12 protein-coding genes are annotated in these 12,310 nt (G+C 68.1%); 4 read left to right on the top strand and 8 right to left on the bottom strand.

The features are described 5' to 3' along the window. Positions 1-117: 117 nt before the first annotated feature. From G9C85_RS03550 to G9C85_RS03525, 6 genes are all read right to left on the bottom strand, one after another. A complete protein-coding gene (locus G9C85_RS03550) occupies positions 118-696 on the bottom strand; it encodes a HemK2/MTQ2 family protein methyltransferase (protein WP_166036973.1) in 579 nt (192 codons plus the stop codon). Continuing rightward, on the bottom strand, positions 693-2,183 hold the full coding sequence (locus G9C85_RS03545) for a mechanosensitive ion channel family protein (protein WP_240148774.1): 1,491 nt from the start codon (positions 2,181-2,183) through the stop codon (positions 693-695). The genes G9C85_RS03550 and G9C85_RS03545 overlap by 4 nt, the downstream gene beginning before the upstream one ends. Before the next feature lie 66 nt (positions 2,184-2,249). Further along, a complete protein-coding gene (locus G9C85_RS03540) occupies positions 2,250-3,083 on the bottom strand; it encodes a 16S ribosomal RNA methyltransferase A (protein WP_166036971.1) in 834 nt (277 codons plus the stop codon). Positions 3,084-3,200: 117 nt separating this feature from the next. Then, complete coding sequence (locus G9C85_RS03535) at positions 3,201-3,764, bottom strand: DUF655 domain-containing protein (RefSeq protein ID WP_166036969.1); 564 nt, start codon at positions 3,762-3,764, stop codon at positions 3,201-3,203. Positions 3,765-3,813: 49 nt separating this feature from the next. Then, entirely contained in the window at positions 3,814-4,170 is a 357-nt protein-coding gene (locus G9C85_RS03530; protein WP_166036966.1) for an RNA polymerase Rpb4 family protein, read from the bottom strand. 1 nt (position 4,171) lies between these two features. Next, positions 4,172-4,462: a 50S ribosomal protein L21e gene (locus tag G9C85_RS03525; RefSeq protein WP_166036964.1), complete on the bottom strand. Its 291-nt coding sequence runs from the start codon at positions 4,460-4,462 to the stop codon at positions 4,172-4,174. Between the two features lie 1,394 nt (positions 4,463-5,856). Between G9C85_RS03525 and G9C85_RS03520 the strand changes: the two genes are divergently transcribed. The 4 genes from G9C85_RS03520 to G9C85_RS03505 all read left to right on the top strand — a co-directional run bounded on the left by G9C85_RS03520 (position 5,857) and on the right by G9C85_RS03505 (position 10,916). Then, positions 5,857-7,209, top strand: a complete 1,353-nt coding sequence (locus G9C85_RS03520) for a ribonuclease J (RefSeq protein WP_166036962.1) — start codon at positions 5,857-5,859, stop codon at positions 7,207-7,209. Continuing rightward, entirely contained in the window at positions 7,209-8,264 is a 1,056-nt protein-coding gene (idsA3, locus tag G9C85_RS03515; RefSeq protein WP_166036960.1) for a geranylfarnesyl diphosphate synthase, read from the top strand. Before G9C85_RS03520 ends, idsA3 begins: the two co-directional genes overlap by 1 nt. A 122-nt stretch (positions 8,265-8,386) precedes the next feature. Continuing rightward, on the top strand, positions 8,387-9,004 hold the full coding sequence (locus G9C85_RS03510) for a hypothetical protein (RefSeq protein ID WP_166036958.1): 618 nt from the start codon (positions 8,387-8,389) through the stop codon (positions 9,002-9,004). 187 nt (positions 9,005-9,191) lie between these two features. After that, a complete protein-coding gene (locus G9C85_RS03505; protein WP_166036956.1) occupies positions 9,192-10,916 on the top strand; it encodes a glutamate--tRNA ligase in 1,725 nt (574 codons plus the stop codon). Positions 10,917-11,069: 153 nt separating this feature from the next. Here the strand turns inward: G9C85_RS03505 and G9C85_RS03500 are convergent, their stop codons facing one another. Together G9C85_RS03500 and G9C85_RS03495 are read right to left on the bottom strand one after the other, a co-directional pair. Beyond that, the gene (locus G9C85_RS03500; RefSeq protein ID WP_166036954.1) at positions 11,070-11,735 is read right to left on the bottom strand and encodes a hypothetical protein; all 666 of its coding nucleotides are present in this window, start codon (positions 11,733-11,735) and stop codon (positions 11,070-11,072) included. Between the two features lie 82 nt (positions 11,736-11,817). Beyond that, positions 11,818-12,303 (bottom strand): DUF456 domain-containing protein, encoded by a 486-nt coding sequence (locus tag G9C85_RS03495; RefSeq protein WP_166036951.1) that lies wholly within the window; start codon positions 12,301-12,303, stop codon positions 11,818-11,820. Between the last annotated feature and the right edge of the window lie 7 nt (positions 12,304-12,310).

Genomic DNA, 12,310 nt, shown 5'->3' with positions numbered 1-12,310 from the left:
CGCGTAGGAAATGCGGCTGTTTAATATTTTCTATCCCTACTAATGAGTGTCAGTAATCACGCGCCGTGTGAACGGTCGTCTGGGCCGCCGGGAACTCGCCCGCGTTGGGACCTGCGGTCACGCGGGCACGAGCTTCAGCACCGACAGCGTCTCGAAGGGATAGGACTCCTCGCGGAGCGCCACCGCCGAGAACCCGCGCTCGCCCGCGAACGCCACCACCTCCTCGACGCCGGTGAGACTGCTCACGAGCACGAGCGCGAACCCGTCGACGGCGAGCACGCGCCCGACGGTGTCGAGGAACGGCTCCACGACCGCGCGGCCGTCCTCGCCACCGCTCAACGCGCGCTCCATCCAGTCGTCGCGCGCCGCCGCCGCATCCTCCGGGAGGTACGGCGGATTGAACAGCACCACGTCGAACGCACCGTCCCGGAACGGCGAGACGAGGTCCGCCCGCACCGCCGGGAGGCCGCGCTCGCGAGCCTGCCGCGTCGCGTGCGGGTTCAGGTCCGAAGCGATCACGTCCGCACCCGTCTCGTCGCGCACGCGCTCGGCGACCCACCCCGATCCCGTCCCGACCTCCAGCACGCGATCTGCCGACTCGACCTCCTCCTCCGCGACCGCCGCCAGGAGCGCGGAGTCCTCCGCCGGCTGGTACACCGCCGTCTCCACGCCGCGACGCTCCGCCAGGTCCGTCACGACGACCCCCCGCCGGACTCGGGACTCTCGCCCGACTCGCCACCATCGCCCGACTCGCCACCATCGCCCGACTCGCCACCATCGCCCGACTCGCCACCCTTGCTCGACTCGCCGTCGCTTCTCTCGCGTCCGTCGCCCGCATCCACGTCCCCGCTCTCGTCGTCGTCCGCGTCAGCGGTCGCACCGTCCCCACGTGCGCTCGTGAACGTCATCGCGAAGTCGCTCGCGTCGAGCCCGAATCCGCCCGACGACGCCCCGGATACGCCGGGCGTCGGCACGTCCTCGTCGCTCGGCTCCACGACGGCGTCTGGGTCCGGGTTCGCGTCGACGTCCGCGTCGACGGCAGCCTCGTCGTCGTCCGGCACCGACTCGGTCGCCTCCGCGTGCCGGAACCCACCCGCCTCCGCGCGCCCCGACAGCTCGCGCTGCGGGAACGGAATCTTCACGCCCGCCTCGTCGAATCGCGCCTTCACCGACTCGACGACCGCAGTCCGAGCGCGCCACTTCCGGCGCGCGCTCGGCTTGTCGATCCAGAACCGACAGCCGAGGACGATCGCCGACTCGCCGAACTCCTTGACGACGACCTGCGGCGTCGGCACCGACAGTATCTCGTCGAGGTCGTCCATCGCCTCCCCCGCCAGCGCCGTCGCCGTCGAGACGTCCGCGTCGTAGTCCACGCCGACCTCCACCTCGATGCGGAGTCGGCCCTTCCGCGACCGGTTCACGACCTCCTGGCCGCTCACGATGTCGTTCGGGATCATCACGTACTCGCCGTCGAACGTCTGCACGCGCGTGTTCACGATCGAGATGTCCGTCACGATGCCCTCGCGCCCGCCGATCTCGACCCAGTCCCCGATCTCGAACGGTCGCGCGAACATCAACACGAACCCCGCGAGGACCGCCCCGAGCGTCTGGCGGGCCGCCATCCCGACGACGATGCCGAGGAAGCCGGCGCCGACGAGCAACCCAGTCAGGTCGACGCTCCACAGCCCGAGGACGACCGAGATCGCGCTCACCCAGAGCGTGAACTGGACGACGCGGTACGTGATCTCGACCTCGTGCTGACCGAACGCCTCCCGGCGACGCACGAGGTTCTCCACCAGCCGCCGGCCGGCGCGCGACAGCAGGTGCGTGACGACGAGGATGACGAACGTCGCCGCCAGCAGCGGCCCCGTCCCCTCCTCGGGCGCGACCCCGGCGATCGCTCGCTGGACGTCGTCCGCGAGCCGCCACACGCCCAAGGTGACGCCGACCGCGGCCGCGAACGTCGACCCGACGACGACGACCGTCAGGACGTCCGCCGCGAACTCGCTCGTGCGCTCCCGGAGCCACGCCTGGACCCGCGAGGACACCCACCCGATGCCGGCCAGTACCGCGAGCGCCGCGAGCGTCACCGCCGTCCGCATCGGCGTCGTCTCGAACGTCTCCGAGAGCCCGTTCAGGGCGTCGACGAGCTGGGCCACGATCGTCGGCTCGGCCGCCGTCATTCGTCGTCACCCGTCATCAGTCGTCACCAGTCATTCGTGGTCACCATCTTTCGTCGTCACCCGTCATCAGTCATTGCGGCCGACGTCGTCGGCGAGCGTCGCGAGCGCCGCGAGCCGCGACGGCGAGACCTTTCCGGGACGCATCCCCATCAGGTCCTCGTCGGCGGCGTCGACGACCGCGTCGCCGTCGTCCAGTCCCGAGATGTGGACGGTGTTCCGCACGGCGTTGCGCATCGTCTTCCGGCGCTGCGTGAACACCGCCTTCACGAAGTCGAGGAAGAAGTCCTCGTCGTCGACCGCGTACTCGGGGTCTCTGGGCGTCGCGCGAACCACCGCGCTCTCGACGGCCGGCGGCGGCGAGAACGCCTCCTTCGGGACCGGCTCGACGATCTCGACGTCCGCGTAGTGCTGTGCGGACACCGACAGCCGCCCGTAGTCGTCCGTGCCCGCATCGGCCACCATCCGCTCCGCGAACTCCTTCTGGAACATCAGGACGAGCGGGCGCTTCAGGGGGAGCAGTCGGAACGCGATCTGCGAGGACGCCCCGTACGGGAGGTTCGATACCGACGCCGAGAACTGCGGGAGGTCGACGTCGAGCGCGTCGCCCTCGACGACGGTGAGGTCGCCTGCGGCGATCTCGTCGGCGAACTCCTCGCGGAGGAAGGCCGCGAGCTCGGGGTCGCGCTCGATCGCCGTGACGCGCTCGCACTCCGCGAGCAGTCGCGCGGTCAACGCGCCGTTCCCGGCACCGATCTCCAGGACGTGCTCGCGAACGCCCTCGCCCTCCGGCAGGTACGACGGCAACCGGTCGAGCACGCGGTCGTCCACGAGGAAGTGCTGGTCGCGATTCGGATCCCCACGCACGCCGGCACGAGCCAGTAAGCCCTCGGGGTCTCTCATCGATTACCCGCCCGTAACACGCCCGACCGGGTAAACCCAGCGGGACGCACTCGACGACGCACGCGAGAGAACCAGTCCCGGAGGACCGCGAGTGCGCGTTCGTCGTAGGTGCCTCCGTCAGGCGTCCTCGTCGCGGCCGACGAACGTCTTGTACTTCAGGTCGTCCTCGCGGATCTCCTCGAGAATGCGCTCGACGAGCACCCCCGCGGGGTCGTGGAGCCCGGCGACGCGGTCGTCGAGGTCCGCGAAACTCTCGAACGGCTTGCGCTTGCGTTCGTCGAGGATGCCGTTCCGGAGCTTCTTCCCGATCCCGGGCAGGAGATTCAGCTGGTGCAAGCGGAGCGTGATCGGTTGCGCGTCGTTGTAGAACGCCACGAACCGGTCCTCCTCGTCCTCCACGAGCTCCGCCACGATGTACTCCAGTTCGGACTGCGCGCTCGAGGACACGTCCTCGTACTCGATCGGGTACACGCCGCGCACGCCCTCGCCGGGCGGTTCGACGACGAGTTCGTCGTCCATCCCGACGTCGGGCGTGTCCTCGAACACGACCTCCTTCAGCGTGAAGTCCATGACGTCGAGCGCGTACGCCATCGGTCGAGAACCGTGCCGACCGTCCGAGCGGCCGTTCGGGAAGATGTCGAGGACGACCGCGACCCGCTCGTCGTCCGTTGAATCACTCATGATACCAGCACGTACGACGACGACGTATTTAAAAGATGGCGGCGGGGACTCAGACGTACTTCGCGATGACGTTCAGGATCTCGTCGAGTTCCTCGCCGTCGAGCGTGTACCGCTGCTTCGCGTACACCGACCGCAGCTCCGTGCGGTCCTCCGGCAGGAGGTTCGCGATCTTGTACGCCGTCGCCTCGTCGACCTTCTCTAGCGTCTGGAGTTCCTCGACGAGTTCGAGGGACTCCTCGGGGTCGAGCACCGTGAAGCGGTTGACGTGCTCGATGGCGCGCGCCAGCTCGTACCGCATCTCGCGGTCCTCGTCCAGCGCCCGGTCGGCCTCCACCTCGTCGAGCAGTTCCTTCGTCTCCGCGAACGTCAGGAACTCCTCGTCGAGCTTCTCCTTGAATATCGTCATCCTACTGCTGGGCCTTCAGGTGCGCGGCACTGGCGATGATGGTCTTCTCCTTCCCACCGTCCGTGATGGCGACCTTGAACGCCGCGCCCTGTTTGCCCTCGACCTCGCCCGTCAGTCCGTGGAAGCGCGGGTGGAACCGGCCGTCTGCCACCGAGGGGTCGATCTTGAGGTGGACCTTCTGGCCCTGCTCGAACTCCTGGATGGCTCGCTGGGGGGCGGACGTGCCCCGGTCTCGGGGATTGTTCTTCAGCTTGTTCCGTGTCTTCTTGCGGGGGCCGTGCGAGTTCGGCATAGTCGTACGAACCAGTTCCCGCGTCGGCGTTATAAAACGCACGTTCCTCGGATCAGGGGGTGTGACCGAATCAACGGCATTCGAGGAGCGGCTCGTCCCCCCACGAGCTACAGAGCGGCGGGACCATTGAACGCCTCACGACGTAGAACATTTCGAGGATCTCGTAGCGAACCGCCTGGTAGGTGGAGCGTGCGGAACCATCTTTTTCCGCCTCGGGTTCCCTCGCTCACTCCGTTCGCAGCGGGAACCGCTCAGCGCAAAAACATGGGTGAAAAAGACCGGACGACTCGCTCCCTGCGGTCGCTCGCGTCCGGTGAACCGCCTCGCTCGCAGTCGCTCGCTCGGCGGATGCACTTGTGGTCGGTAGTTCAGCTGTATATAGGACGCCGCTCCTGACAGGTTCCGTTTCGGTCACATCGTTCGGGTATGGAATTCTCGTCTGCTGTCGTGGATTGGTGGTGCGAACGATTTCGGCCAGAATGCCCTGCTCGCTCGATCTTGTTCGCGGCATTCGGCCGGTTACACGCCACGAGGCGACTACGACGCTTCGCTGGCCGGGACCCCGCTGCGCTTCTCGCTTCGCTGTCGACGGAGGGAGCGCGTGCGCTCTTTCGTGATGACGGACGGTGGCTTGCCCCCGTTCGAACCAGGGTGCTTGCGGGGTCCGGGCAGGGTCGAGCGGTGGGCGCTGTGCTTCTACCCCACCGCACCAGCACCGCGACCGCACCGCAGCCTCACCCTCCCCAGCCGACTCCCGCGACGACTCCCTCCGGTCGCCGTCGGGGTCGTCCCTCGCACGATATCAACGGGACGGCGCTCACCTTCGTTCGCACCGTCCCGATACCGCGCGCCAGTGCATCGTCGAAAACTACTCGCCGCCAGCAACCGGGCCGGTCGAAGCACGCGCCAGCTGGCGCGTGCTTCGAGCAGGGGAAGGGCAAGGTCCGGTGCGGTCGCGGATGGAGTGCGGTCGCGGGTGCAGTGCGGTCGCGGGTGCAGTGCGGTCGCGGGTGCAGTGCAGTCGGGCGGGATTGAAAGGGGCGGCGCGCTCGACGGAGCTCTCTGGGTGGTCGTGTTCGAGGATATGTCGCGTGCCACCGTCGAGGTTCTGGGTGTCCGTCTGCGGAGACAGTCGCGGGCGGCTGATACCGTCGAGGCAACCCACGGTCTTTTTAGGGTCCGAGCGTCATGGTTCAGTCACCAATACGCCCGCGGGCAAGTGCTGCGTCCGGAGTCGGACCCGCTGCCGGCCGACTTCCGACCGTCGACGGACGTGGCATAGCGGGTTGCACGCCGACGCGCTGCAAGACGCCGGGGCCACTGCAATCGGACAATCGCGGGTATTTACATACAGGAGTCGCCCGTCGTCGCGACGGGCTTTCGGTGCAACAGCCATGGAAATCGAAATCGCCACGATCGGCGGCTACGAGGAAGTCGGCCGCCAGATGACCGCCGTACGGGCCGGGAACGACGTCGTCGTGTTCGACATGGGGCTGAACCTGTCGAAGGTCCTCATCCACGACAACGTCGAGACCGAGAAGATGCACAGTCTGGACCTCATCGACATGGGGGCGATCCCGGACGACCGCATCATGAGCGACCTCGAGGGCGACGTGCAGGCGATCGTGCCGACGCACGGCCACCTCGACCACATCGGCGCGCTCAGCAAGCTCGCGCATCGCTACGACGCGCCGATCGTCGCGACGCCGTTCACGAACGCGCTCGTGGAACAGCAGATCGAGGGCGAGCAGAAGTTCGGCGTCGAGAACGACCTCGTGGAGATGGAAGCGGGCGAGACGATGTCGATCGGCGATTCGGGGCAGGTCGAGCTCGAGTTCGTGAACGTCACGCACTCGATCATCGACGCCATCAACCCCGTGCTGCACACGCCCGAGGGCGCCGTCGTGTACGGGCTGGACAAGCGCATGGACCATACGCCCGTCATCGGCGACCCGATCGACATGGATCGGTTCCGCGAGATCGGTCGCGAGGGCGAGGGCGTGCTGTGTTACATCGAGGACTGTACGAACGCGAACAAGAAGGGCCGAACCCCGAGCGAGGCGACGGCGCGACGGCACCTCAAGGACGTCATGTACTCCGTCGAGGACTACGACGGTGGGATCGTCGCGACGACGTTCTCCTCGCACATCGCGCGCGTGAAGAGCCTCGTCGAGTTCGCGAAGGACATCGGGCGCCAGCCGGTCTTGCTGGGTCGATCGATGGAGAAGTACTCGGGGACCGCGGAGCGCCTCGGGTTCGTGGACTTCCCGGACGACGTCGGGATGTTCGGGCACCGCAAGAGCGTGGACCGGACGTTCAAGCGAGTGATGAACGAGGGCAAGGAGGACTACCTCCCGATCGTCACCGGTCACCAGGGCGAGCCCCGCGCGATGCTGACGCGGATGGCCCGCGGCGAGACGCCGTACGAGCTGGAGGACGGCGACAAGGTCATCTTCAGCGCACGGGTCATCCCGGAGCCGACGAACGAGGGCCAGCGTTACCAGGCCGAACAGCTCCTGGGGATGCAGGGCGCGCGCATCTACGACGACATCCACGTCTCCGGGCACCTGAACCGCGAGGGCCACTACGAGATGCTGCAGGCGCTCCAGCCCCAGAACGTCATCCCCGCCCACCAGGACATGAGCGGGTTCAGCGGGTACGTGAACCTCTGCGAGGACCAGGGGTACAAGCTGGGTCGTGACCTCCACGTCACCCGGAACGGGAACCTCATCCAGCTGGTCGAATGATGACGGACGCGAGTTCGCGGGAGGAGGCGGTGCTGTCGGCGGTCGAGGCGCGTCGAGAGCACGTCAACGACGCCATCACGGAGGAACTCCCGATAAAGCGTCCGGAGCGCCTCTACGAGGCCTCGAGATACCTGCTGGACGCGGGCGGGAAGCGCCTGCGGCCGACGGTGCTGCTCGCGGTCGGCGAGGCGCTGACGGACGTCGACGGGCTGTCCGCGGACGTCGACTACCGCGAGTTCGAGGACGTCACCGGCGAGCCCGTGGACCTGATGGCGGCGGCGGTGAGCGTGGAGACGATCCAGTCGTTCACGCTCATCCACGACGACATCATGGACGACGACGAACTCCGGCGTGGCGTGCCGGCGGTCCACGAGGAGTTCGGGCTCGATACGGCGATCCTGGCCGGTGACACGCTGTACTCGAAGGCGTTCGAGATCCTCACGCAGACCGGTGCCCCTGCCGAGCGGTCGGTGGAGGCGCTGCACACCCTCGCGTCGACGTGCACGAAGATCTGCGAGGGCCAGAGTCTCGACGTGGCGTTCGAGCAGCGCGGCGACGTGGTGCCCGAGGAGTACATGGAGATGATCGAGCACAAGACGGCGGTGCTGTACGCGGCGTCGGCGGCACTCGCCGGGATCGTGCTCGGTGCGGACGAGGAGACCGTGGACGCGCTGTACGGGTACGGACTGGACGTGGGGCGTGCGTTCCAGATCCAGGACGACGTCCTCGACCTGACGGTGCCGAGCGAGCAGCTCGGGAAGCAGCGCGGTTCGGACCTCGTGGAGAACAAGCAGACGCTGATCACGGTGCACGCTCGCGAGCACGGCGTGGACGTGGATTCGCTCGTGACGACGGACGACGTCGAAGCGGTGACGGAGGCCGAGATCGACGACGCCGTCGACCGATTGCACGAGGCTGGGAGTATCGAGTACGCGAACCGGACGGCGATCGACCTCGTCGAGCAGGGGAAGGCGCGTCTGTCCGTGCTGCCGGAGAACGACGCGCGGACGCTGCTGGAGGATCTCGCGGACTACCTCATCGAGCGCGACTACTGAGCGCGTTCGGGGTTCGGTCGTGTGGTGTCGCGTCGTCGTGCGTTCTCGGCGTCGTTTCGAGTCCTGAGTCGAACCGTGATTCTGTACTCGCTTCTTTTTGGGTATCCGTCGTAGTGTGGGGTATGCCAGGGGACGAGACGACCACGGGTGAGGAGGAACCAACCGCCGAGGAGCACGCGGCCGCCGAGGTGGTCGACGACGAGGCAGTCGACGGCGAAGCGGTCGACGGCGAGGCGGGTGACGACGGGTTCCCGGTGTCGCGTCGGAAGGCTCTCGTCGGCGGCGTCGGGCTGTTCGTCGGCGCGGGCGTCGGTGCGACGGCGACGTTCGCGACGAGCGGCGACGACGAGGTGCGGAAGGTCGAGCCGAACAGCGACGGGAAGGGGACGCTCGGCGAACTCCGGTGGATCCTCGAGGAGAAGCACGCGCTGGCGGTGACGAGCATGGTGCGCGACGATGATACGGTGCGGCTCGCGTACGAGTCCGCTGCGTCGTCGAGTTCGGAGTCCCGCCGAGAGATCGGCGCGGTCATCTCGGCGTACGGACTCATCGTCGCGAACGACGGCCCGACGAAGACGCTGTCGGCGGACATCGCGCGAGCGTTCGAGGATCAGGCGACGAACTATCACGTGCAGGCGACGTGGGTGAAGAAGTGGCGGTCCGGCGACCTGTCGAACGCGGGCGTCGCCCAGCGCGTGTTCAACACCCGGACGTTCCCCGAAGGCGCCGGGCCTGGATAGCGCGACCGGTTCGAGTAACGCCGGGCCTGGATGGCGCGACCGGTTCGAGTAACGCCGGGCCTGGATGGCGCGACCGGTTCGAGTGAGGCGTGCCGGCGGACCGTGCGAGCTGAGTGGACTGCGCGGGGAGGTGGGTTATCGCGGAACATCGGCGCGGTTTTTACGTGGCCGCGAGTACGCTGGCGTAATGGACGAGGAACTCCGCGAGCGTGTGGAGACGGCGGCAGAGACGGCCGCGCTGTTCAACGCGGTCAAGCACGAGAGCGACGCGGCGGTCGGCGCGGTGATGGGGCCGTTGATGGGCGAGAATCCCGCGTTCCGCGAGCACGCCGACGACGTCCCCGGCGTCGTCGGTGGCGTCGTCTCGCGCGTGAACGAGATGAGTCACGAGGAGCGCGTCGAGCGCCTCCAGGAGCTCGCGCCCGAGCGCTACGACGAACTGACGAGCGAGGACGAGGATGACGACGGGCCGCTGCCGGACCTGCCGAACGTCGACGCGTACGACGAGATTCGGATGCGGTGTGCGCCGAACCCGAACGGCCCGTGGCACCTCGGGAGCGCCCGCATGCCGGCGGTCATCGGCACGTACAAGGAGATGTACGACGGCTGGATGCTGGTCCGGTTCGACGACACGGACCCCGAGACGAAGCGCCCGGACCTCGACGCGTACGACGAGATCCTCGAGGCGGTCGACTACCTCGGGTTCGAGCCCGACGAGGTCATGAAGGCCAGCGATCGCGTGGAGACGTACTACGAGCACGCTCGCGACCTCGTCGATCTCGGTGGCGCGTACACGTGCTCGTGTACCGGCGAGGAGTTCTCGGAACTGAAGAACGCCGGCGAGCCGTGCCCGCACCGGGACAAGGACCCGGAGACGACCCGCGAGGAGTTCGAGGCGATGGTCGACGGCGAGTACGGCGCGGGCGAGATGACCCTGCGCGTGAAGACCGACATCGACCACAAGAACCCGGCGCTCCGGGACTGGGTGGCGTTCCGGATGGTCGACACCCCGCATCCGCGTGAGGAGGCCAAGGAGTACCGCTGCTGGCCGATGCTCGACTTCCAGAGCGGCGTCGACGACCACCTCGCGGGCGTCACGCACATCGTGCGCGGCATCGACCTCCAGGACTCCGCGAAGCGCCAGCGGTTCGTATACGATTACTTCGACTGGGAGTACCCGGAGGTCGTCCACTGGGGGCACGTCCAGATCGACGCGTACGACGTGAAGATGAGTACGTCCACGATCAAGCAACTCGTCGCCGAGGGCGAACTCGACGGCTGGGACGACCCGCGCGCGCCGACGGTCGCGAGCGTCCGCCGACGCGGCATCCAGGGTGAGGCGCTCGTCGACGCGATGCTCGAACTCGGGATGTCCACGAGCGACGTGGACCTCGCGATGTCCTCGGTGTACGCGAAGAACCGCGAGTACGTCGACGACGACGCCACCCGGCGGTTCCTCGTCCGCGACCCCGTCGAACTCGATATCGACGGCGAGCACCCGGAGCGCGCGCACCCGCCGCTGCACCCGGACCACGAGGAGCGCGGCGACCGCGACATCCCGGTTGGCGACGCGCTCGCGCTCGAACCCGACGACGTCCCGGAGGCCGGCGAGCGCGTCTGGCTGAAGGGCCTCGGGTGCGTCGAGTCCACGGACGAGGGCCTCGCGTTCACCAACGACGACCTCTCCGTCGTCACCGACGGCGACGTCGACGTCGTCCACTGGGCACCTGCCGACGGTCCAACCGTCCGCATGCGAACCATGGACGGCGACGATCACGGCGTCACTGAACCCGGGCTCGCCGACCACGACGTCGACGACGTCGTCCAGTTCGAACGCGTCGGCTACGCACGAGTAGACGACATCGAGTTCGACGGCGACGCCGACGTTCAGACGTACTTCGCACACCCCTGACGCAGGAGCAGGGCACCGACGAAACTTTTCTCGGCCGGGTCTCCGACGAGCGAGTCGTTTTCAGGCAGTCCTGTCGCCGCTCGAAACGTAGTCAGGCAGTCCTGTCGCCGCTCGAAACGGTGTCAAGCAGTTCTGTCGCCGCTCGAAACGGTGTCAGGCAGTTCTGTCGACGCTCGCTGGGTCGAGATAGCGAATGGCGCCGTCGGCGGGCGGTTCGAGCGTCCAGCCGTCGCCGTCGCGGTGGAGGACGCCGACGACCGCGACCGCTTCGTCGAGGGGGACGGTGCGGATGCGGTACGTGCGGCGTGTGAGGCCGGGGAGCGTGCGCCCGGAGAGGAGGCGGGCGAGCGCGGAGCGGTCGGCGTCGTGCGCCGTGAGCGAGTCGACGGTGGTGGCGTCGAGGTCGTCGCGGTCGTCCTCGATGCGGCGGTGTTGGGTGCGCTCGTCGTCGATTACGATCGCGCGCGGGTCGCGTGGGGCGACGCGGACGTCGTGGCCGTCGACGTCGAGCGCGAACGCGGTGCTGGCGCGGACGGTGGCGACGTGCCCGAACGGGCTTCCGACGTCGACCTCGTAGGCGACCGCGTCGTTCCCGGTGAACGGCGTCGAGAGCGGCGCCTCGCACGACGGCGTGCCGACGACTGCGACCGGCTCGCCGGTCGATTCGAGGGCGTCGGCCGACGAGACGGGTCGCGTCGGCTGGACGACCGGGGGCCGGTTCTCGCCGAGCGCGAACAGCGCGAGGAGGACGAACGCGAGGGCAGCGACGGCCGCGAGCGCGAACGCGTTTCCGACGAGGAACTCGAGGAACGTCGTCATTTTCGGTCGTGCCGACGAGGGCGTCGCGGTCGGGGCGTTCGGTTGCGTGTCCGAGAGCGTCGCCGTCGCGGGCTCTCGACCGTCATACGGCGAGTGCGAGCGCGAACGTGGCGAGCATCCCGAGGGTGAGCGCGACCTGGACCACGATGCTCCCGAGTGCGCCGATCGTCGAGTAGACCGTGGCCTTCGTCGCGTGCTGGGCGTCCTCGCGGTACGCTTCGACGAGGAAGACGGTGGCTGCGAGCCCCAGGATGACGCCGAGCGGCCCCCAGACGAAGAACATGACGACGCCGACGATACCGCCGAGGATGCTGGCGGTCCAGGACGCGCCGCCGTACTTCGCGGCGAGGCTCCCGGAGAGCCAGTCCGCGAGGACCGCGACGACGCCGACGATGCCGAGTGCGACGAGCGTGACGACGCCGACGGCGTTGCCGCCGCCGAAGGCGTACACGAGGACGCCGGCGAGGGATACGAGCGGGCCGGGGACCGACGGAACGGCGCTCCCGACCACGCCGGCGACGAGGAGGAGCACTGCGAGGACGGTCACGAGGTCCAGTCCGAACAACATGCCACGT

Source organism: Halorubellus sp. JP-L1, from assembly GCF_011440375.1.
Classification (GTDB): domain Archaea; phylum Halobacteriota; class Halobacteria; order Halobacteriales; family Natrialbaceae; genus Halorubellus.
Note: the sequence above shows the minus strand (reverse complement) of the source record. Positions and strands in the feature narration are given on the sequence as shown.